The sequence below is a fragment of the Methylobacillus pratensis genome (genome assembly GCF_054072455.1).
The window spans coordinates 58,133-80,537 of the sequence record NZ_JBSUSR010000008.1 but is presented as its reverse complement, the minus strand read 5'-3'; the positions used below and the strand labels follow the sequence as shown (position 1 = coordinate 80,537).

20 protein-coding genes are annotated in these 22,405 nt (G+C 55.0%); 16 read left to right on the top strand and 4 right to left on the bottom strand.

The window, feature by feature from the left end; all coding sequences use genetic code 11:
• Window positions 1-86: 86 nt before the first annotated feature.
• The 4 genes from ACW4YW_RS14770 to ACW4YW_RS14755 all read right to left on the bottom strand — a co-directional run bounded on the left by ACW4YW_RS14770 (window position 87) and on the right by ACW4YW_RS14755 (window position 3,965).
• Entirely contained in the window at window positions 87-1,295 is a 1,209-nt protein-coding gene (locus ACW4YW_RS14770) for a DUF3466 family protein (RefSeq protein WP_457138246.1), read from the bottom strand.
• Window positions 1,296-1,689: 394 nt separating this feature from the next.
• Complete coding sequence (locus tag ACW4YW_RS14765) at window positions 1,690-2,709, bottom strand: PEP-CTERM sorting domain-containing protein (RefSeq protein WP_457138245.1); 1,020 nt, start codon at window positions 2,707-2,709, stop codon at window positions 1,690-1,692.
• Window positions 2,710-2,936: 227 nt separating this feature from the next.
• A complete protein-coding gene (locus tag ACW4YW_RS14760; RefSeq protein WP_457138244.1) occupies window positions 2,937-3,266 on the bottom strand; it encodes a hypothetical protein in 330 nt (109 codons plus the stop codon).
• Between the two features lie 66 nt (window positions 3,267-3,332).
• Window positions 3,333-3,965 carry a TetR family transcriptional regulator gene (locus ACW4YW_RS14755; RefSeq protein ID WP_457138243.1) on the bottom strand — a complete coding sequence of 211 codons (633 nt, stop codon included), beginning with the start codon at window positions 3,963-3,965 and terminating at the stop codon, window positions 3,333-3,335.
• A 131-nt stretch (window positions 3,966-4,096) separates the two neighbouring features.
• Between ACW4YW_RS14755 and ACW4YW_RS14750 the strand changes: the two genes are divergently transcribed.
• The 16 genes from ACW4YW_RS14750 to ACW4YW_RS14675 all read left to right on the top strand — a co-directional run bounded on the left by ACW4YW_RS14750 (window position 4,097) and on the right by ACW4YW_RS14675 (window position 22,367).
• Complete coding sequence (locus ACW4YW_RS14750; RefSeq protein ID WP_457138242.1) at window positions 4,097-5,299, top strand: efflux RND transporter periplasmic adaptor subunit; 1,203 nt, start codon at window positions 4,097-4,099, stop codon at window positions 5,297-5,299.
• Between the two features lie 12 nt (window positions 5,300-5,311).
• Window positions 5,312-8,425, top strand: a complete 3,114-nt coding sequence (locus ACW4YW_RS14745; RefSeq protein ID WP_457138241.1) for an efflux RND transporter permease subunit — start codon at window positions 5,312-5,314, stop codon at window positions 8,423-8,425.
• Window positions 8,422-9,864, top strand: a complete 1,443-nt coding sequence (locus ACW4YW_RS14740) for an efflux transporter outer membrane subunit (RefSeq protein ID WP_457138240.1) — start codon at window positions 8,422-8,424, stop codon at window positions 9,862-9,864. The genes ACW4YW_RS14745 and ACW4YW_RS14740 overlap by 4 nt, the downstream gene beginning before the upstream one ends.
• A gap of 131 nt (window positions 9,865-9,995) precedes the next feature.
• Entirely contained in the window at window positions 9,996-11,393 is a 1,398-nt protein-coding gene (gene gltX, locus ACW4YW_RS14735; protein ID WP_457138239.1) for a glutamate--tRNA ligase, read from the top strand.
• A 257-nt stretch (window positions 11,394-11,650) separates the two neighbouring features.
• Window positions 11,651-11,896 carry an RNA chaperone Hfq gene (gene hfq / locus ACW4YW_RS14730; protein ID WP_457138238.1) on the top strand — a complete coding sequence of 82 codons (246 nt, stop codon included), beginning with the start codon at window positions 11,651-11,653 and terminating at the stop codon, window positions 11,894-11,896.
• Window positions 11,897-11,918: 22 nt separating this feature from the next.
• The gene (hflX, locus tag ACW4YW_RS14725; protein ID WP_457138237.1) at window positions 11,919-13,046 is read left to right on the top strand and encodes a GTPase HflX; all 1,128 of its coding nucleotides are present in this window, start codon (window positions 11,919-11,921) and stop codon (window positions 13,044-13,046) included.
• 24 nt (window positions 13,047-13,070) lie between these two features.
• Window positions 13,071-14,246, top strand: a complete 1,176-nt coding sequence (gene hflK / locus ACW4YW_RS14720; protein ID WP_457138236.1) for an FtsH protease activity modulator HflK — start codon at window positions 13,071-13,073, stop codon at window positions 14,244-14,246.
• Complete coding sequence (gene hflC / locus ACW4YW_RS14715; protein ID WP_457138235.1) at window positions 14,246-15,130, top strand: protease modulator HflC; 885 nt, start codon at window positions 14,246-14,248, stop codon at window positions 15,128-15,130. The genes hflK and hflC overlap by 1 nt, the downstream gene beginning before the upstream one ends.
• A gap of 15 nt (window positions 15,131-15,145) precedes the next feature.
• A complete protein-coding gene (locus tag ACW4YW_RS14710) occupies window positions 15,146-15,331 on the top strand; it encodes a DUF2065 domain-containing protein (RefSeq protein ID WP_457138234.1) in 186 nt (61 codons plus the stop codon).
• A gap of 21 nt (window positions 15,332-15,352) precedes the next feature.
• Window positions 15,353-16,516 (top strand): ATP phosphoribosyltransferase regulatory subunit, encoded by a 1,164-nt coding sequence (locus tag ACW4YW_RS14705; RefSeq protein ID WP_457138233.1) that lies wholly within the window; start codon window positions 15,353-15,355, stop codon window positions 16,514-16,516.
• Window positions 16,517-16,537: 21 nt separating this feature from the next.
• Complete coding sequence (locus tag ACW4YW_RS14700; RefSeq protein ID WP_457138232.1) at window positions 16,538-17,860, top strand: adenylosuccinate synthase; 1,323 nt, start codon at window positions 16,538-16,540, stop codon at window positions 17,858-17,860.
• Window positions 17,861-17,867: 7 nt separating this feature from the next.
• Window positions 17,868-18,416 (top strand): flavoprotein, encoded by a 549-nt coding sequence (locus ACW4YW_RS14695; RefSeq protein WP_457138231.1) that lies wholly within the window; start codon window positions 17,868-17,870, stop codon window positions 18,414-18,416.
• Complete coding sequence (locus ACW4YW_RS14690) at window positions 18,392-19,909, top strand: DUF6513 domain-containing protein (protein WP_457138230.1); 1,518 nt, start codon at window positions 18,392-18,394, stop codon at window positions 19,907-19,909. Before ACW4YW_RS14695 ends, ACW4YW_RS14690 begins: the two co-directional genes overlap by 25 nt.
• Window positions 19,906-20,481 carry a DUF447 domain-containing protein gene (locus ACW4YW_RS14685; protein ID WP_457138229.1) on the top strand — a complete coding sequence of 192 codons (576 nt, stop codon included), beginning with the start codon at window positions 19,906-19,908 and terminating at the stop codon, window positions 20,479-20,481. The genes ACW4YW_RS14690 and ACW4YW_RS14685 overlap by 4 nt, the downstream gene beginning before the upstream one ends.
• Window positions 20,478-21,188, top strand: coding sequence for a (5-formylfuran-3-yl)methyl phosphate synthase (locus tag ACW4YW_RS14680; protein WP_457138228.1), 711 nt, complete (start codon window positions 20,478-20,480; stop codon window positions 21,186-21,188). Before ACW4YW_RS14685 ends, ACW4YW_RS14680 begins: the two co-directional genes overlap by 4 nt.
• 81 nt (window positions 21,189-21,269) lie before the next feature.
• On the top strand, window positions 21,270-22,367 hold the full coding sequence (locus ACW4YW_RS14675; protein ID WP_457138227.1) for an OmpA family protein: 1,098 nt from the start codon (window positions 21,270-21,272) through the stop codon (window positions 22,365-22,367).
• Window positions 22,368-22,405: the final 38 nt, after the last annotated feature.

Here is a 22,405-nt window from a genome sequence, read left to right as displayed (position 1 = left end):
GAGCTGATTTTCCTAAAGAGGTCATAAAAAAACGTGGCGCCATTTTCGTAGGCGCCACGTTTTAACTTCTGATTATGAGCGGCAATTTATGCAGCGTATGCAGTTCTACGGCGCCGTACTGCAAAACCTAATAAGCCCATGCCTCCCAGTAGCATGGCATAGGTTGAAGGTTCAGGAACGGCTGCAATAGCGGTAAAGCCTAATCCTGAGAGGATAAAGGCTGTGTTGGCGGGCCCCACGACACCGGTAAGCGGATCGGTATACCTGCCATAGCCAATAATATTTCCATTGTCGGAAATAGCCTGGGCCAGCAGCAATTCCCAGCCGGAGTTTTTAGGTAGGAAGTCATTTAGATCAAGGATGCCAGTTTCTTTTGAATACAAGAAGGCATGGGTCGCGTTGGTAGCAGCGTCAATATCTGAAACTCCGACAACCCATCCATGGTTATTGATGCCATAGCTGCTGCTGCCGTTGCCGCCGAGTGTGCCAATATCAGTAAGGGTGCCATCTTCATAAAAAAATGCGTGGTAGGAAGTATTGCCTGCATGCAATGAGCGACCGGCAATCTGGCCTGCATCATTAATAGCGCGCGCTTCAGACACACCAGTTTGCGTGCGTTCTGTACCACCAGGCAGGGCGCCCAGGCTGGTTATCTGGCCGTTTTCCCAGACATAGGCATAACTTTTGCCATCAGCAGCTACCGATTGGCCGACGATTTGCGCCTTGTTGTTGATATCGTAGGCGTAGGTAGTATGGAGAGCATTGTCTCCACCTAATGTTCCAAGGTTGGTAATTTCGCCATCAGAATAGATAAATGCATTGTAGCGACCTCTGCCGTTGGTACTTGAGCCTGCAACCTGTCCAGCATCGTTGATTGCGCGGCCAAGCGCCTGGGTGCCACCCAGGGTTGGGATGATCTGGAAGGCACCGTTGCTATAGATAAAGCCGGAGGTGGGGGTGGCGGCACCGGTGGTTGTGGTCTGGCCGGTAATAACGCCTGAGCTGTTAATGCCATAGGCATGGCTGGTTGCGCCCGCCAGGGTGCCGATATCTGTCTGGACATTGTCAGAAATCACAAAACCATGGCGCTGAACAGTATTGTTGCCGTAGTAATAGGTACCCACGACTTCTCCGGTTGCATTGATATTATGAAGCGTAGTGGGATGGTTATTGCTGAAAGCTTCTATTCTCGTAACGGTGGCTTGTGGGGCAGTCGCCTCTGCTACAGCTTGACCGGCCGCAAACAGCGACGCAAGAGCGATACTGATGCACGTTGCACGTGATATTAAATTCATAGTTAATTCCCCTCCAATAGATGGATATTCACTAAATGTCTTGCGGATAATGCTGCAAGCGTTTCATAGCCGATGCTTCTTATGAGCAGAAGGTCAGCCATACATTTATTATGCCACATTAAAAATAATAATTCTCATTTGTACTTTTATTCAATAATACGTCTGTTGATACGTAGAGAGGGGTTGGCAATATAGCGGAGTTATTTTAATTGGCTACTGGTGATTCTGTGGTGGGGTACTAAGGAGGAGTGAGTTGTAATGAGAATTCTGGGAGGGTGGCTATGAATTCGGCTGGTACGCGAGTGGGAAGATGGAGACAGTAAATAAAAAAACGTGGCACCATCCTCACAATGGTTGCCACGTTTTTGGGTCAAGAAGCTATATAGCTTGCTTTTTAGGCGTTCTTACGACGGCGGGCAACAAACCCCATCAGGCCAAGACCTGCCAGCAACATGGCATAGGTTTCTGGCTCAGGAACAGCTGCAACAGCAACAACCTGGTTGAATACATCGCTTTGAGTCAGGCGTGTAGCATAAGTTTGGGAATGCTCAACCACATCAAAGGTAATATTGAACGCAGTGATGTCGGAATAACTGCTCAGATCCCACTGGAAGGCATATAAATTGATATAAATAGGTTCGTCAACCAGTTCGCCGCCAGGGCCTGTCGGCATTTCAATCGAGCCATTGTAACCTTGAGCGGTCAGTTCGGCCCAGTTTGCTGTAATGGAGGCTGTTGTATTATCAGCAAATGTCAGGTTGAGAATAGGGGAGTATTCAATATTCTCTAATGCACCTATCTGGCGATTGGCTGCGTCGCCCCATGTGCTTGTCCCTGCAAGACTGGGCTGATAAAAATCATAACCATTGGCACTACCGATTTCAACCTGGAACACCACATTTGCTAAGTTATTGACAGGGGTAGGGTCAAATACAGCTAAAGTACCGCCTTTAGCATTGTAGTTATTGGAGAAAGAAAGCGCGTAAAGTGAGCCGCCAGCTGGGTATGGACCAAAACCGCTGCCTCCCCATGTAGTTGAGTTCCGAGTGCCGTCAGCATTGAACTTGCTCAGGCCACCAGTACCATTGTTGTTTGCTACCTTATTGAAGTAAGCGGCATTGCCATTGTTAACTTGAGAGGTAATCGGATTCGGCCATGCAGCACTGGATGATGTTGCGCCAGGATAGCCAGGATTACCGGGAAGAGATGTTGTTACACCATCTACTACAACGGTTTGTGGACCAATTCCAAAATTATACCAACCATTGTCTTTGGAGTTGCCAGCCAAAGTTTTTGAAACAGGAATAGCGTCCTGAATGCCTGTTGGGTCATCTGCATGAGCAGTTAGGGCAGACGTACCAAAGGCAACGAAAGCGGCAATAATGTATGACTTCAATTTGAAATTAGCTTGCATATCAAAAATCTCCCAAAAATAAGGCTAAAGAAAAGCCTTATCGGTGTCAGAAATCCGACACCCTCCCTCGCGGAGGCGTGGTCGATATAATGTCTAGAAAGCCACTAATACTCTATGAGCAAGCATTAATGGTTAACAACATTCATAAGGTTTATCATTAAGAGGATGATAACCATTATCATTATGGAATTGTGTTATGGAGAAGTCAACAGATTCTCCATGAAAATTTAATTGGCTTGTTGAAATAAATCGGGAATGATCGGGGCTGGGCGCTCCGAATCAGCGCGCTCTTCCAGGAAATCCAGGGTATGAGGGCATCGCGTGGGGTTGCGGATGGATTTGCGCTTCTTGCCGGTGGCGTGAATGTTGACGTAGGGCGTCTGGCTGATGCGCACATAGCCGGATGCTTGCAGCTTTGCCAGCGTGGTTTCAAACAGGCTGAGCGGATTGTCTATGTTCTGCAGGGTAATGGAACTCTTGCCGACTTTGAGCACGTTATACATGACAAACTTGTTGCCCGTCTGTTTGCCATAGATTTCGCCGCTGTGAATATCCACAATTTACCTTTCCCAATACTTTTCCAATCATATCGTTATGGCTGGAACTTTACAAGGTTGGTGAATTCAGCGGCCGGTTTGCGTCATCCTGCGGAACTGGATGTGTTGCTTGATGAAATCAATGGCCTGGGAACGGTAGCCTAAATTGGAGTTATCCTTGATCCACATGTGCATCACACCGCCGAAGAATAGCTGGGTATCCATGGCCAATGTGGCGGGATCAAGTTCGGGATGGATCAGGCCTTTTTGTTTGGCTTTTTCGTAAAGCAGTTGCGTTTTGTCTATGAAGCTTTGGCAGGTGATGAGTACTTGTTGCAGTACTTCATTGAACTCATCGACATATTCGCACTTTGCCATCATGATTTCGTAGGTTTGCCTGGTTGATGCGTCTGTTTCCAGCGTTTTAATCGTATTGCAAAAGAATTGCTCTATAGATGCCAAGGGGTCTTCTGATTGATCATCCAGTACGACAGCGTCCAATTGTTCAATGAAGGGCAGCATGGCCTGGTCGCGCATGGCTTGAAACAGCTCGATCTTGTTGGCGAAGTGCCAGTAGACGGCACCCCGGGTGACTTGTGCATGCGTGGCGATATGCTCCATGGTGGTGTGGCTCACACCCCGCTTGGCGAATACTTCGCGCGCAGCGGTAATAATACGCTGGCGGGTGAGTTCGGCGTCTTCCTTAGTTTTACGTGCCATGTGCTTTAAGATATCCCTAGCGAGAAAACAGTTTTACATACAAACATGATTGTATATAATATACATTCGTTAGTGAATGTAAGCAAGTAATTTGTTTATAAGACATGGGGTTATATATGAGGGTGCGCGTGATGAATCCAGTTCATACCAATGCAAGAGGGTTGAATTCCAGTAAAAAAATCGTGCTGGCCATGATGGCGGCTTTTGCCTTGGCCTCCTGTAGCAAGGGCGAGCAGCAGGCTGGACAGGCAGGCCCACAGGCCTTGCCCGTCAGTGTCGTCGAGCTGCAGCCCGCCAGCGTGCCTGTCTCTGCCGAGGCTGTGGCTCAAACCGAAGGCGCGCGCGAAGTGGAGATTCGTCCTCGCGTTGGCGGCATTCTGTTGAAGCGGTTGTATGAAGAGGGCGCGCCCGTCAAGGAAGGTCAGGTGTTGTTCCAGATCGATCCCGAGCCATACCAGATTGCGCTTGAGCAGGCAAAGGCTCAGTTGGCCCAGGCCCAAGCCAAGATTGCCCAGACCAAGCGTGAGGCAGATCGGCTAAAAGGGCTGTTGGAGTCGAATTCGATCAGTCAGCGGGAATATGACAATGCCGTCTCCGACGACGACGTGGCAAAAGCATCTTTGCTGCAATACCAGGCCAGCGTGCGCGAGGCGGAGCTGAACCTATCCTATACCAAGGTGACGGCGCCAGTCAGCGGCATTTCCGGCCGCTTCCAGTTCTCTGAGGGCGCACTGGTGTCTGCCAACGATAGTCTGCTGACCACTGTGGTGCAGCTGTCTCCTATCTGGGTGCGCTTCAGCCTTTCCGACAATGAGATTCAACAGCTTGGCGGCGCCGTCACGGAAAAAACGGTAAAGAAGATCACCTTGAAATTGCCGGACGGTTCCGAATATGACGAAGGCGGCAAGCTTAACTTCGCCGCAAGCCAGATTGATCCGGCCCTGGGCACGCAGCAACTGCGTGCGACATTCGCCAATGCGGATAAAAAGCTGCTGCCGGGCCAGTTCGTTCGCGCCAAGGTCGTGGTAGGGGAGCGTGATGGCGTCTTCCTGGTGCCGCAAGTGGCGGTGATGAATTCGCAGCAAGGCCGTTTTGTATATGTCGTGGATGAAAACAATCATGCCGCAGTGCGCCCTGTTGTGACCGGCGACTGGAGCGGCCGTGACTGGGTGATCCTCAAGGGCTTGAATGCTGGCGAAAAGGTGGTGATCGACAATCTGATCAAGATTCGTCCCGGCGCGCCTTTGCAGCCGCATCCTCCTGCCCAGGAAGGTGCGCCGACCCAAGGTGAGCCGCAGAAGTCCGCAGCCAACACCAGCGGCAAGCTGGCTTAAAAGAGGGCAATCATGACGAGATTCTTTATTACGAGGCCGATTTTTGCGTCGGTCGTATCGATCATTATTGTGCTTGCAGGCTTGGCCGCCGCCTTCCAGTTGCCTATCGCACAATATCCGCAAATTGCCCCGCCCACAGTCATGGTGACTGCCACTTATCCAGGGGCCAGCGCCGAAACCCTTGCCAAGACCGTGGCTGCGCCGATCGAGGAGCAGTTGAGCGGCATCGAAGGGCTGCTTTACTATCAATCCAGCGCTGACTCCAGCGGCACCTTGACCATTACCGTCACCTTTGAGACGGGAACGGATGTGGACCAGGCGACCTTCAACGTCAGCAACCGTGTCAATATTGCCACGCCGCGGTTGCCTGAAGATGTACGCCGGACCGGCTTGATCGTGCAAAAGCGGTCGAATGACATCTTGATGGCATTGATGCTGGTTTCGCCGAAGAAAACCTATGACCCGCTCTACCTGAGCAATTACGCCACGCTCAATGTGCTGGACGAGTTGAAGCGTATCAAGGGCGTGGGGGATGTGACCGTGTTCGGTACGCAGGATTACTCCATGCGTATCTGGCTGCGCCCGGACAAGATGGCGCAATTGGGCGTGACCACCAGCGATATTGCAGCGGCGATTGCCGCACAGAATGCGCAATACGCCGCTGGACGGATCGGCCAGGACCCTGCGCCGGATGACCAGCAGATCGTCTATACCGTGACAGCCAAGGGCCGCTTGATCGAGCCCGAGCAGTTTGCCAATATCATCGTCAAGGCCAATGGTCCGCGCGGTGTGCTTTACCTCAAGGATGTGGCGCGGATCGAGCTGGGCGCGCAGAATTACAATATCCGCACGACCTTGCAAGGCCAGCCTGGGGTAGGTATCCCGGTGTTCCTGCAGACAGGGGCGAATGCGCTGGATACCGCCGAGGCGATCAAGGCCAAGATGGAGGAGCTCAAGCAGCGCTTCCCCGAGGACATGGATTACCGCATTCCTTATGACACCAGCGATTTCGTCAAGGCTTCGATAGGCGAGGTGGTGCATACGCTGGGCGAGGCCATGATCCTGGTAGTGCTGGTGGTGTTCGTGTTCCTGCAGAGCTGGCGCGCTACCTTGATCCCGATCATCGCGGTGCCTATCTCTCTGATCGGTACGTTTGCCGGGTTGTGGTTGTTCGGCTTCTCGATCAACACACTAACGCTTTTTGCCATGGTGCTGGCGATTGGTATCGTGGTGGATGATGCGATCGTGGTGCTGGAAAACATCGAACGCCTAATGAGCCAGGAAAAGCTTTCCCCGTTGAATGCCGCCATCAAGTCGATGCAGCAGGTATCCAGCGCGGTGGTGGCCATCGTGCTGGTATTGTGCGCCGTGTTCATTCCCGTGGCTTTCATGGGTGGCATCGCGGGCGAACTGTACCGCCAATTTGCCGTGACGGTCGCTGTTGCTGTGGTGATTTCCGGTATCGTCGCGCTGACATTGACGCCGGCGCTCTGTGCGATCCTGCTCAAGCACGTTCATGGAGAGTCGAAGCTGTTCAGGCCTTTCAACCGCGGCTTCGATAAGCTGACCAACTTCTACACTTCCGTGGTCGGCTTGACCTTGCGTCACCGGATTATCGGGGCGATCGTGTTTGTTGGCATCATCGCGGCCGGGGTCTACCTGTTCCGCATCGTGCCGACCAGCTTCGTCCCTCCAGAGGACCAAGGTTATGTGGTGACTGCGGCCATCATGCCTGACGGCGCAAGCCTCACCCGCACCAGCAGGACCATGGAAAACGTACGCAAGGCGATTGCAGAGGACCCTGCGGTGGCCAGCCAGTTCGTGATCAATGGCTTCGACCTGATCGGCGGCGGCAACAAGACCAGTGCCGCGACCATGTTCGTGCGGATGAAGGACTGGGATGAGCGTACCACCACTGCCGAGCAGATTGTGCAGCGCCTGTTTGGCATTGGCATGATGCAGCCGGACGGCATGGCGATCGCGTTCAACCCGCCTGCCATTCGCGGGCTTGGTAGTTCCGGCAGCATGGAAATGTATATCCAGAGCCGCGAGGATACCGACCCGATTCACCTTTCCGAGGTGGTGAATAACTTCATGGACGCCTTGCGCAAGGAATCGCGCCTGTCCGGCATCAACACCTTCTTCCGTCCGACGGTGCCACAGCTGTCGATCGAGGTGGACGAGGCGAAGGCCTTGTCCCTGGGAGTGCCGATTGCGGATGTTTACGCCACCTTGCAAAGCACGATGGGGACTTTGTATGTCAATGACTTCAATCGTTCCGGCCGTACCTATCGCGTGCAATTGCAGGCGGAGCCAGCCTACCGCATGAAGCCTGAGGATATCGGGCGCGTGTATGTGCGGGCCGCCGGTGGGGAAATGATCCCGATGTCGGCGCTGAGCAAGGTGAAGGAAATCATTGGTGCCGAGCAGTTGGAGCGTTACCAGGGCCTGTTGGCTGCCAAGGTTATGGGCGGCGGCGCTTATGGCGTCAGCTCCGGCGATGCCATCAGGCTGATCGAGCAGATCGCCAACGATACCCTGCCTGACGGTTACCAGCTTGCCTGGACCAGCCAGGCTTACCAGGAAAAGCTCACCGGCAATGCGGCGATCTTTGCGTTCAGCTTCGCCATTATCATGGTGTTCCTGATCCTGGCCGCGCAGTTTGAAACCTGGGCGTTGCCGCTCGCGGTCATCATGGCGGTACCGTTCGCCTTGGTGGGCGCCTTGTTGGCGGTATTGTTCCGCGGCATGCCGAACGACATCTACTTCCAGATCGGCCTGGTGACATTGGTCGGCCTGGCGGCGAAGAACGCCATCCTGATCGTCGAGTTCGCGAGCCAGAAGCTGGAAGAGGGCTTGCCAATCAAACAGGCTGCCATCGAAGCCGCGCGCTTGCGTTTCCGCCCGATTGTCATGACCTCGATGGCGTTTGTGCTGGGTATCGTGCCGTTGGTGATTGCAACAGGCGCAGGTGCTGCCGCACGCCGCTCCATGGGGACGGGCGTGTTCGGCGGCATGCTGCTGGCAACCTTTGTTGCCACGATCTTTATCCCGATGTTTTTTACCTGGTTGTCTGGCCAGACCAGCAGCCGCGTGCATCACGATGACCAAAAGGAAACAGCATGATGGTACGTCACAACATAATTTATGCTGCCGTTACATTGGCTTTGGCCGGCTGTATGGTAGGGCCGGATTACCATCGGCCCGATACGAAGCTGCCAGCCAGTTTCAATGCGTCTGAAGCTACGCAGGCGGATACTCAGGCCGCATTGAATCTGGATAAATGGTGGGAAACATTCCAGGATCCGGTCTTGAACGAGCTGATGGACAAGGCATTTGCCGATAACCTGGATATCGTCAAGGCGGTGGCCAGGATTGAAGAGGCCGATGCCGCCATGCGCGAAGCGGGCGCTGCCTTGTTTCCGCAGATTGACCTGAGCGGAAACGGCGTGCGCCAGAAGGTTACAGAAACCGGCGCCTTCCCGTTGCCATCCTATGTGCCTGCGATTCGTGAGAATTACAACCTGCAGCTGGGAACCAACTTTGAGTTGGATTTCTGGGGCAGGTTGCGCCGTGCGCGTGAGGCTGCAAGGGCCCAGGCCTTGGGCACATATTTTGCCAAGGATACGGTCAGCCTTTCACTTTCCGGACTGGTGGCCAGCAACTATCTCTTGCTGCGCAGCCTGGAGGCGCAGATTGCCGTGTCGCGGGACAGCTTGAAGAGCCGCGAGGAAAGCTTGGCGTTGACCAAGCGGCGTCTCGAGGGAGGCGTTGCCTCCATTCTTGACGTGCATCAGGCCGACGTAGCCAACTCCAACCTGGTGGCGCAGATTGCCGACCTGGTGCGCCAACGCGAAATCGTGCAGCACCAGCTTGCCGTGCTGACGGGAGACCTTGAGCTAAAGGTGCCGGAAGGGGATATTCACCAGTTGCCAGCGCCTCCGATCCCTCCGGCAAACCTGCCTTCCAGCTTGCTGGAGGCACGTCCCGATATCCGCGAGGCCGAGCAGACCCTGATCTCTGAAAATGCCCAAATCGGGGTTGCCAAGGCAGCCTTGTTTCCAACCATCAGCCTGACGGCGACCTATGGTGGCGAAAGTGCGGCATTGAATGAAATCATGCATGCGCCGTCGCGTATCTGGTCTGCAGGGCTGGGTTTGAGCCTGCCTATTTTCAGTGCGGGCAAATTGTCTGCCCGCGTTGACCAGGCAACCGCAAGGCAAAAGCAGGCACTGGCAACATACCAAAGCTCTATCCAGACTGCGTTCAAGGAAGTGAACGATGCCTTGGTGACGGTCCGCCAGAGCCGCGAGCGCGAAGACGCCTTGAATATCAGCCAGGATGCAGCGAAGAAGGCATTGCAGGTATCTGAAAACCGCTATAAGTCGGGATATTCGGCGTACCTTGATGTGCTCGACTCGCAGCGGGTTTACAACGATGCCGCATTGGCGTTCATCCAAAGCCGCCAGGCAAGATTGACCGCGACCGTCGATCTTTTCAAGGCCCTGGGCGGAGGGTGGAAAACCGCCCAATACGATCAGCCTGAAAAGCAGGCAAGTAGATAGCGACGCAATATCAAGCGCTATAAATCACGGAAAACCGGGCATGTCCCGGTTTTCTCTTTTCAAGCGATTGAATTCCGCTGTCGCCTTGGCGCCATGTTAAAATTCCCCGTTTATATCCATTGCGATTCCCCATGACAGTTCGTACCCGTTTTGCCCCCAGTCCTACCGGTTTCCTGCATATCGGCGGCGCCCGTACCGCCTTGTTTTCATGGGCTTATGCCCGCAAGCATGCAGGTCAGTTTGTGTTGCGCATCGAGGATACCGATGTGGCGCGCTCGACGCCGGAGGCCGTGCAAGCCATTCTCGACGGCATGAACTGGTTGGGGCTGAGTTGGGATGAAGGCCCGTTCTACCAGATGCAGCGCATGGACCGCTACAAGGAGGTCATCCAGAAGCTGCTGGATGAAGGCAGCGCGTATTACTGCTATTGTAGCCGGGAAGAGTTGGACGAAATGCGCGAACGGCAGATGCAGGAAGGCAAGAAGCCACGTTACGATGGACGCTGGCGGCCGGAGGCCGGTAAGGCATTGCCCGCGGTGCCGGCGGATATTCCGCCCGTCGTGCGGTTCAAGAATCCGCTCACGGGCAACGTGGTCTGGGACGACCTGGTCAAAGGGCAGATCAGCATTGCGAATGAGGAGCTGGACGATTTGATCATTGCGCGGGCGGATGGCACGCCCACTTATAATTTCTGCGTGGTGGTCGATGATTGGGATATGGGGATCACCCAGGTGATACGCGGCGATGACCACGTCAACAACACGCCGCGCCAGATCAACCTGTTGCAGGCCCTTGGCGCTTTCATCCCGCAATATGCCCATCTTTCCATGATCCTCGGCGATGACGGCCAGAAGCTGTCCAAGCGCCATGGCGCCGTGAGCGTGATGCAATATCATGAAGACGGCTATTTGCCGGAGGCCGTGTTGAATTACCTGGCGCGCCTTGGCTGGTCGCATGGCGATGACGAGATTTTCAGCATGGCCCAGTTCTGCGAGTGGTTCGGGCTGGACCATGTGACGCCTTCTGCCGCCCAGTTCAACACTGAAAAGCTCAATTGGCTCAATGCCCACTATATCAAGCAGGCAGACTTGCAGCGTTTGGCGGAGGACATTGCCGAGCGCCTGGCGAAAGCTGAAATTGCCGTCAATGCAAACGTGGACTTGCAGGCGGTAATCGCGCTATACCGCGATCGCGCCAATACGCTTAACCAGCTTGCCAGCAGCATTGCCTATTTCTACCGCAAGCCCGAGATTGATACAGCCGCATCGGAAAAGCATGTGACTGCCGAAATACTGCCGGTCATGAATGCCTTGTTCGAGCAGCTGCAGTCGGTGGAGTGGACGCAGGAAAAGCTGCATGAGGCGATTGAGGCCGCCGTTACCAGCAATGCGCTCAAGTTTCCCAAGGTGGCGATGCCGTTGCGCGTGATGCTGACCGGTGGCGCCCAGTCGCCCAGCATCGATGCGGTGATGGCGTTGCTGGGCAGGGATGAAAGCCTGGCGCGCATGTATGCAGTCTTGCAGGCATAGCGGTCAAATAGAAAAAGCCTGTAAAGAGTAGAACAATTTGGTTTCTATATAGTCCTAGTGTCAAGTTGATGACGCTGTCTCTGGATTGAATTGACAACAGGGCACTTGTTTTTCAGCTTGCAGGCCCCACTAATTGAAAGGCAGGGAATTGCCGGCTATTGGTGGCAGGCGCTAGCTTGGGGAAAGTTTTTCACGTAAAGTTACCTTTAAGAATAAAACTCCCTATATATACAACTACAAGGTAAAGGAGCATCAAAATGAGCGTTAAAGGGCAGATGTTACAAGACCCCTTTCTGAACACGTTGCGCAAGGAGCACGTGCCTGTTTCGATTTATCTCGTCAATGGGATCAAGCTGCAGGGGCAAGTGGATTCCTTTGACCAATACGTCATCCTGCTCAAGAATACCGTCACCCAGATGGTATACAAGCACGCTATTTCAACCATTGTGCCAGGTCGTGCGGTTTCTATTCCTCATGGGCCTTCTTCCTCGTCCGAGAGTTAATTTTTGCTAAGTATTTGTTCATATGTTTGACCGGCCAGTCGGTGGAGATGCTTCCGTACTGGTAAGCGTGGATTTTGGCGATCCTGGATATGAGGAAAGCCTGCAGGAGTTGCGGCAGCTCGTCATTAGCGCGGGCATGTCGATTGCAGGGGCGGTGGAAAGCCGCCGTCCCAAACCCGACCCCAAGTTCTTTGTCGGCAGCGGCAAGGCGGATGAATTGCTCGCCATGATGAAGGCTGTGGATGCCAAGGTCGCAGTATTCAATCATGACCTAAGCCCCTCCCAGCAACGCAATCTTGAGCAGCTGCTTGAGGCTCGCGTCATCGACAGGACGGGTTTAATCCTCGATATTTTTGCCCAGCGCGCGCAAAGCCATGAAGGCAAGCTGCAGGTGGAACTTGCCCAGCTTGAGCATTTGTCCACGCGCTTGGTGCGCGGCTGGACCCACCTTGAACGCCAAAAGGGCGGTATCGGCGTTCGCGGCGGCCCTGGCGAAACCCAGCTCGAGCTCGACAGGCGGATGCTGCGCATACGCGTCAAGCAATTGCGCGAAAAGCTTGCCAAGCTGAAGCAGCAGCGCGGCATGCAGCGGCGCGCTCGCCGGCGTTCCCAGGTCCTGTCCGTATCCCTAGTAGGCTATACCAATGCTGGCAAGTCCACATTGTTCAACCGGCTGACCCAGTCCGGCGTCTATGCGGCCGACCAGCTGTTCGCCACTCTGGACACCACTTCTCGCAAGCTCTACATTCCCGACGGCGGCCCGGTCGTGATGTCGGATACGGTCGGGTTCATCAAGCATTTGCCGCATGCGTTGGTCGAAGCCTTCGGTGCGACGCTGGAAGAGGCGGTGCAGGCCGATTTGCTCTTTCATGTTGTCGACGTGGCCAGCGATAGCCGTGATGAGCAGATTGAACAAGTCAATCTTGTCCTGTCCGAGATCGGCGCCCAGGATGTGCCCCAAGTATTGGTGCTGAACCAGATTGATCGTGTTGGAATCCAGCCGGGGCTTGATCGCGACGAATATGGTAGAATCTCGAAAGTGCGTGTTTCTGCCAAGACAGGGGAAGGGCTTGACCTCTTGCGTCAAGCTTTGCTCGAACATCAGCAGGGATTGCAGGAAAAGCTGGCGCAATCCTATCTAAACGCATAATTTTTTGATTTTTCGGAGTGATGCATGGCTAACGATCCCGGTTGGGGCAATCGTAACAACGATGGTCCGCCCGATTTGGATGAAGTATTCCGGCAGTTCAGCCGCAAGCTGAATGGCTTGTTCGGCAAGAATGGCGGGACGGGCGGCGAACCTAATCCCGAGGCAAGGACAATCCCGGTATTGCCTGTACTGGGTCTGGTGGCCGTTATCTGGTTCGCGACTGGCTTCTATATCGTGGACCAGGGGTCCCGCGGTGTCGTGTTGCGTTTTGGCAAGCATGTGGAAACCACCATGCCCGGCCCGCGCTGGCACCTGCCGTACCCAGTCGAAAGCGTCACCGTGGTGAATATGGAGCAGGTACGCACCATAGAAGTGGGCTACCGCTCTGCCGAGGGCGGCTCCGGCCGTGGCCGAGAACTGAGGGAATCCCTGATGCTGACGGACGATGAAAACATCATCGATCTGCAGTTCGCCGTGCAGTACAACCTGAAGAACGTAGAAGAAACCTTGTTCAACAACCGCTTTGCAGAAGAGTCCGTGCGTGGCATTGCCGAAACGGCAATTCGCGAGATCGTGGGCAAGAGCAAGATGGACTTCGCGCTATACGAAGGGCGCGAGGAAATTGCTGTGTTGGCCAAGCAATTGATGCAGGAAATCCTGGACCGTTACTCCACGGGTGTGAATATCGTCAATGTCACGATGCAGAACGCGCAGCCGCCAGAGCAGGTGCAGGCGGCGTTTGACGATGCTGTGAAGGCTGGCCAGGATCTTGAGCGCCAGAAGAATGAAGGCTACGCCTACGCCAATGACGTGATTCCGCGTGCGCGCGGTACTGCTTCCCGCCTGCTGGAAGAGGCTGCGGGTTACAAGCTGCGTGTCGAGAACGAGGCCAAGGGTAATGCCAGCCGGTTTGAGCAAGTGTTGGCGCAATACCAGCGTGCTCCTGAAGTCACGCGCCAGCGTCTATACCTCGATGCGCAAGAGCAGATCATGTCCAGCGTCAGCAAGGTCGTGGTTGACCAGAGGGGCAACAACAGCCTGCTCTACCTGCCGCTCGACAAGCTGCTGTCAGCTTCCGGTGCGAATCCCGCTGCCGCATCCAGCGTGCAGCCCGTGGTGCCGAGCAGCACTTCCGAGCTTGACGTCAATATCCAGCGTTCACGGGACTCATTCCGTAGCCGAGACAGGGAGAGCCGATAATGCGAAATCTTGGAACAGTGCTCTTGGGCCTGATTGCAGCCTTGCTGCTGCTGAGCCTGTCTGCCTTCAGCGTAGACCAGCGCGAATATGCATTGGTGTTCCGCCTGGGCGAAATTGTATCGGTGAAAAAGGAGCCGGGGCTTTACTTCAAGGTGCCATTGGTAGATAACGTGCGCTATTTTGACAAGCGTATCCTGACCTTGAACTGGGTGGAGCCAGATCGCTTCCTGACCAGCGAAAAGAAGAACGTGTTGGTGGATTCGTTCATCAAATGGCGTATTGTCGATCCTGCAAAATACTATGTTTCCGTGAAGGGCGATGAGCTGCAGGCGGAGCGCCGCTTATCTCAGACTGTCAATGACGGCCTGCGTGCCGAGTTCGGTAAACGCACCATTCATGAAGTGGTGTCCGGCGAGCGTAGCAAGATCATGGAAATCCTGCGCCAGCGCGCGGACCGTGATTCACGCCAGATGGGCATCCAGGTGCTGGACGTGCGCTTGCGCCGCGTGGACCTGCCTCAGGAAGTGAGCGAATCCGTCTACCAGCGTATGGAAGCCGAGCGTAAGCGGGTTGCCAATGAGCTGCGCTCCAGGGGCGCCGGCGAGGCGGAAAAGATTCGCGCCGATGCGGACAAGCAGCGTGAAGTAATCATTGCCGAAGCCTTCAGCGAAGCGCAGAAGATCAAGGGTGAGGGCGATGCCAAGGCTGCGGAAGTCTATTCCCAGGCGTATAGCAAGAACCCTGAATTCTATGCGTTCTACCGTAGCCTCGATGCGTACCGCAATAGCTTCAAGAGCAAGAGCGACGTCATGGTGCTTGATCCGGGTTCGGATTTCTTCAAATACATGCGTAACTCCGGCCGCGCGGGTAGCGCCGCCAAGTAAGCAGGAACGCCCATCTTGACTTCCAGCTTGCTGCTTGCCTTTGGTTTGGTGCTGGTGATCGAGGGTATATTGCCCTTGATCGCCCCGCAAACCTGGAGGCAGACCTTTCAGCGCATGGTGGAAATGAAGGATGGGCAGTTGCGTTTCGTCGGACTGGCATCCATGCTGGCAGGCCTGTTGATCGTGCTATTGGTGCACTAGCCCTAAACCTTATAGAAAATAATGCGTAACTGGTTACTTCCTGAATACATCGAAGATGTACTCCCGGCCGAGGCTGCCCGCGTCGAGCAATTGCGCCGCAGCTTGCTAGACTTGTTCAAAGTGCACGGTTATCAATACGTGATTCCTCCCATGATGGAATATATGGAATCGCTGACGACCGGTATCGGCCATGACCTTGATATCGCCACCTTCAAGGTGGTCGATCAATTGACCGGTAAGCTCATGGGCATCCGGGCGGATATTACGCCGCAAACGGCCCGTATTGACGCCCATATGCTGAACAACCAGGGCGTGACGCGCCTGTGTTATGCCGGCAGCGTCCTGCGCACCTCGCCAGACGGCCTCGCGCGCAGCCGCGAGCCCTTGCACGTCGGAGCTGAGCTCTATGGACATGCAGGCGTCGAGAGCGATATCGAAATCCAGAGGCTGATGATCAAGGCTTTGCATGCGGTTGGTTTGGATACCTTATATATCGATGTCAGTCATGTCGGCATCTTTGCCAGCTTGCTTGAAAATGCCGGGATTGGCGAAGCACAGGAGCAGGAGCTGTACGCGGCCTTGCAAAGCAAGGACCAGTCGGCGGTACGCGAGCTGGGACGTGATTTAAACCCGGATACCCTGGAAGCCTTGTCCAGCCTGACCGAGCTGAGCGGCGATATCAGCGTGCTTGAGCAAGCTGCCAAGCGTTTGCCGCAGACAGCAAGAATCCAGCAGGCGCTGCGTGACCTCAAGGCGGTCGGCGCAGGGTTGGCCGATTTGGACGTCAAGGTATGCTTCGACCTCGCTGAGTTGCGCGGCTACCACTACCATAGCGGCATCGTCTTTGCTGCCTACGCGCAAGGATATGCCGGGCCGTTGGCGCGGGGCGGCCGCTACGACGAGGTCGGCGCTATTTTTGGTCGGGCCCGGCCAGCGACCGGGTTCAGCCTGGACTTGCGCGGCGTGGTCAGCTCATTGCCTGTTGCCGAAGCGGCGGGCGCCATTTTTGCGCCGGATGTTGCAGATGCTGCGCTGGCCTTGGCGGTAGAGGGTTTGCGCGCGCAAGGGCAGGTGGTCATTCAAGATTTGCCAGGGCAGGAGCCCTATCGTGCGGAGCTGGGTTGCGATCGCATCCTGGTCCAGCAAAATGGAGAGTGGGTCGTAGTGGCCGCTCCCGAGTTATAAATCTATCTATTGGATCTATTCATGAGTAAGAACGTCGTTGTTATCGGTACCCAGTGGGGGGATGAGGGTAAAGGTAAGATCGTAGACTGGTTGACAGACCATGCGCAGGGTGTCGTGCGTTTTCAGGGCGGCCACAACGCGGGCCATACCCTGGTTATCGGTCAAGGTGCCTCGCAGAAGGAATACAAGCTCAACCTGGTTCCTTCCGGCATTGTGCGCGAAGGCGTCAATTGCTATATCGGCAACGGCGTGGTACTCGATGCCAACCATCTTTTGTTCGAGATTGACGGCCTGGAAAAGGCCGGCCTGGAAGTGCGCAACCGCTTGAAGGTCAGTCCAGGCTGCCCATTGATCCTGGATTACCACGTGCGCCTCGATAAGGCGCGCGAGGCTGCGCGCGAACCTGGCCGCAAGATCGGCACCACAGGCAAGGGCATAGGCCCGACTTACGAAGACAAGGTCGCCCGTCGCGCCTTGCGCGTTTACGACCTGTTCTATCCCGAGCGTTTTGCGGAAAAGCTCAGGGAAGTGCTGGACTACCATAACTTCGTATTGACCAAATACCTCAACACCGAGGCAGTGGACTATCAACAGCAACTGGACGACGCCTTGTCCAAGGCACCTTTGCTGCAGCCGTTAGTAACGGATATTTCGGCTGCGCTCTACGAGGCCAACAAGGCCGGGCAGAACCTCTTGTTCGAGGGCGCGCAAGGCACATTGCTCGATGTCGATCACGGTACCTATCCGTACGTGACGTCCTCCAATTGTATCTCGGGCCAGGCTGCGGCTGGCACCGGCGTCGGCCCAAGCATGCTGCATTATGTGCTCGGTATCACCAAGGCCTATACCACCCGTGTTGGTGGCGGTCCTTTCCCAAGCGAGCTCGACATCGAAACCGAGGATTCGCCAGGATTCCAGATGTCCGACAAGGGCCGTGAGATCGGTACCGTGACCAAGCGCAAGCGCCGTTGCGGCTGGTTCGATGCGGCCGCCTTGCGCCGTTCCGCGCGCATCAACGGACTGACGGGTTTGTGCATTACCAAGCTCGACGTGCTGGATGGCATCAAGGAACTGAATATCTGTACCGGTTATGAACTGGACGGCAAGCCTGTCGATTTGCTGCCGGTGGGAGCAGACGATGTAGCACGTTGCCAACCGGTTTACGAGACATTGCCGGGCTGGGACGAGAACACCTTCGGCATCAGCCGCTGGGAAGACCTGCCGCAGAATGCCCGCAACTACCTCAAGCGCCTGGAAGCATTGTGCGAGGTTCCCGTGGATATCGTCTCCACAGGTCCTGAGCGCGATGAAACCATTGTGTTGCGCCATCCTTTCGGAGCTTAAGGCAGGCGTGAAAACGGTAGAAAAGCCAAGGCTGGCCTGGGCAATCACTGGCTCAGGCCATTACCTGCGGGAGTGCCTGGAGATTATAGATGGCCTAGAGGACGTGGATTTATTCCTGAGCCGTGCGGCGGCCGAGGTGCTCCAGCAGTACGGTTTCAAGCACCGCGTCGCCAAGGTGTTCCAGGACAAGACGGCCAGTTCGGTACCGGTGGAGATGTTCTATTACGGCAGTTACCATAGCGTCGTCATCGCACCGGCAACCTCCAACACCATTGCCAAGATGGTATATGGAATTTCTGATACCCTTGTGACCAATGTATATGCCCAGGCGGGCAAGTGCGGTGTGCCAAGTATCGTGTTCGCATGCGATACCGCGCCCGAAGTGGAGTCGGAGGCGCCCCGGGAGAATATGGTCAAGGTATTCCCGCGCCGTATTGATCTGGACAATATCGCAAGGCTCCAGACCTATGAAGACACCTCGGTGGTCAGTGATATGCAGCAATTGCAAGCAGCAATTCAGGCTAGGCTCGCATGTCTGAAAACATCCTATTCCTGACAGGAAAGCTCGCAGAAAAAAGCCTGCACAAAGTGCTTGAAGACATGCAGCCTACCGAGTTCAGCTATCGCATAGCACAGCTCGGCGTCTCGGTTGCTGCCTTGTTGACGCCCCAGCTGATCATGCGGCGCTTACCCGATGCGGGAGATGCCGACCGCATTATTGTGCCAGGGCTGTGCAAGGGCGATTTGGAGCTGCTTGTGGAAAAATACGGCGTTCCCGTTGTACGCGGGCCTGATGACCTCAAGGATTTGCCGCAGTTTTTTGGCCGGGGAGGGCGCGAAGTGGATTTATCCAGATTCGATGTCAAGATTTTTGCCGAGATTGTCGAAGCGCCACAATTGACCGTGGATGGCGTAGTGGCGCGTGCGCGGGAGTTTCGCCGCCAGGGCGCCGATGTGGTCGATCTCGGGTGCCTGCCCAACACACCTTTCCCTCACCTCAAGGATTCCATCCAAGCGTTGAAACAGGAAGGTTTCAAGGTCAGCGTGGACTCGTTGAACACAGACGATCTGCTGTTGGCCGGCAAAGCGGGTGCGGACTACTTGTTGAGCCTGACGGAAAAAACCTTGTGGATTGCCGACGAGGTGGCGTCCACGCCCATCCTGATCCCCACCACGCCAACCAACCAAAGGTCGCTTTACCGCGCCATAGAAGGCATGCTGAAGCGCGGCAATCCCTTCATTGCGGATGCGATCCTGGACCCCATTCCGTTTGGCTTCACCGATTCCATCGTGCGCTACCAGCGGCTCAGGAAACGCTATCCAGACATCGAGATCATGATGGGGGTAGGGAACCTGACCGAGTTGACCGATGCCGACACCACAGGCATCAATGCGATGCTGTTCGGCATCATTACCGAGCTCAAGGTCAATGCCGTGCTGGCGACCTCCGTCAGTTCCCATGCCGTGTATGCGGTGGCCGAGGCAGACGTCGCACGCCGCATCATGTATGCGGCGCGGGAGGAGAACCGCCTGCCGAGGGATTACAGCGACGGCCTGTTGGGGCTGCACGATAAGCGCCCTTTTACCTACACGCCTGAAGAAGTGCAGGAGCTCGCCTCCCAGATCAAGGACCCGAGTTTCCGCATCATCATCAGCCGGGACGGCATGCATGTCTTCAATCGCGATGGCATCCATTGCGATACCGACCCTTTCAAGCTCTATCCCTACCTCAACGTGGACCAGGATGGTTCCCATGCCTTTTACCTTGGCGTGGAACTGGCGCGCGCGCAGATCGCCTGGCAGTTGAAGAAACGCTATAGCCAGGACGAGGAGCTGGAATGGGGCTGCGCCACGTTGGCGAAAGATCCGGACGGCAGGGTGGAGCACCGGGATGCCGCCCTGAAGGAAAAAAGAGAGAAGCGGGCCGAGCAAGGCAATGAAGATGCAACTTGCGGACCGCGCAAGGTTGAAAAAGAAGTCAAAGCCGAACAGCCTGCTGAGGAGGTCACTTGCGGGCCTCGTAGAATAGGGAAAGCGCCTGAAGCATGATTTATGAAAGCATATTGACCTCGCTCAGTAGTGCGGGGGAAGCGCATATTGCCCCTTTCGGGGTGAGGGAGCGCAACGGATTGATATTGATTGCGCCATTCAGGCCTTCCGTGACTTTGGAAAACCTCTTGTCGACGCGACATGCCGTCTTGAATTTCACCGATGACGTCCGGGCTTTTGCCGGCGGTATGACTGGACGCCATGATTGGCCGCTTACTAAGGCCAGCAAGGTCAACGGCGTAGTATTGGTATCCGCGTTGACGCACCGTGAGCTGGAATTGGTGGAAATCAAGGACGATGAGACGCGCCCCGAACTCTATTTCCGCGTGGTGCATGAAGAAATCCACGCGCCATTTCGCGGCTTCAACCGCGCGCAAGCTGCCGTTATCGAATTGGCGGTACTGGTAAGCCGACTGCATATGCTGTCCGTGGAAAAGATCGAGGCTGAAATTAATTATTTGAAAATTGCGATTGAAAAGACGGCTGGCGAGCGTGAACTGGAGGCCTGGCAATGGCTTGTCGACAAGGTCGAGAACCACAAGGCGGCAATGACGGGAGAAAACCAGGCATGAGCAAGCTGCTGGTAAGCGTGACTTCCGCAGAAGAGGCTTTGCTGGCCTTGGCAGGAGGAGCGGACATCATCGACATGAAAAACCCTTCACAAGGCGCGCTCGGAGCCTTGCCCTTGTCGGTCGTCGCTGAGGCGGTGGCTGCTGTTGATGGCAGAAAGATCACCAGTGCGACGACTGGCGACTTGCCCATGGAGCCTGCGGTGATTTGCGAGGCTGTCGTGCAAATGGCGGAAACAGGCGTCGACATTATCAAGGTAGGCTTTTTTGGCAATGAGCATGACAACATCGCCTGCCTCAATGCCTTGCAGCCCTTGATTGCCGAACGCAAACTGGCGGTGGTCGCAGTATTGATGGCCGACCTTGCGCCCCAGTTCGCCTTGGTGCCTTTGTTGCGGGAGGCAGGTTTCTGGGGCGTAATGCTGGATACCGCCAACAAGGATGGCCGCAATTTGCTTGCCCATTTGGATATGGGAAGCCTGGCGGTTTTCCTACAAATAGCCGAAGGTATGCAAACAGGTCTCGCTGGGTCATTGAAAATTGAAAATATTGAAAATATAATTAAAGTGAAACCTTCGTACATAGGGGTGCGTGGTGCGGTGTGCGTAGGGTTCGATCGTGTTGCAAAACTCTGTAAAGACAGGGTGTCTGCCTTAAGTGTGTTGTTGTATAATTGCAACAAATCGGTTGAAAGTGCCGATCTAGCTTGATTTCCTCGACTAGACCCATTGCGTGGCTTTTATGCATTGAGTATAGTCAAGTCGTCCGTTAGTCATCAGGAGTTAAATCGAATGAAAAAAAATCTGATTGGTCTTGCAGTTGCTAGCGCATTCGCGTTTGCGGCATCGGTAGCGAGTGCTGACGATGTAGCATACAGCGGTGCTTGGTATGCATTGCCAGGTGTTAATGTGTTGAATGCTGATAGCGATGCTAGGGCTGAAAACCAAAGTGTTGGCGGTTTCCTGAAGTTTGGTAAGGAAATCAGCGAGCACTGGGATGTTCAAATCGGCTTGAGCCACAACCGTGCCGACGAAAACCGTGCTGAATTCAGCGATGGCAAATATAGGCAGACTCTGTTCGGTGTTGACGCACTGTACTTCTTCAGCCGTGACAAGTTCCGTCCTTTCCTCCTTGCCGGTGTGGGTGCAGCGCGTAACAAGATCGACTACACTGAAACTGTTGGTGGTGGCGACTGGGGTGGCAAGAAGACCTCTTGGATGGCTAACGTTGGTTTCGGTGCACAATACTTGTTCAACGAATCCTTCGGTTTGCAAGCTGACGTACGTCAAGTATGGAGCCGTGGCGAGACAGGTCCTGTAGGCGATCGTGATACTACTACTCTGAGCAATACCTACCTGAATCTTGGTGCCATCTTCCGTTTTGGCGCTCCTAAGCCAGCTCCAGTAGTTGAGCCAACTCCAGAGCCAGTTGCAGTTGCTCCTGAGCCAGCTCCAGAGCCGGCTCCTGAGCCAGCTCCAGCTCCAGTCGGCCCTGCAGAGCCAGCTTTCGAGAAGGTGACATTGTCTTCTGAAGTTCTCTTCGGTTTCGACAAGGACAACCTGAAGGAAGAAGGCAAGGCAGCACTGAATGCTGACGTTGTTGAAAAGATGAAAGCTCACCCAGAAGTCGAGCTGGTTCTGATCACTGGCCATACTGACCGTATCGGTGATGACGCTTACAACCAAAAGCTGTCCGAGCGTCGTGCCAACACTGTCAAGAAGTACCTGGTTTCCCAAGGTATTGAAGAGAGCCGCCTGCATGCAGTCGGTAAGGGCGAGTCCGAGCCAGTTGCCGAGTGCGCTGGCGTACGCGGCAAGAAGGCGATCGAGTGCTTGCAGCCTAACCGTCGTGTGATCGTTGAAATTGAAGTACAACGCGCTAGCGAGTAATCTAGCTTAAGCGTTGAAAAAGCCCCGCCTAGCGGGGC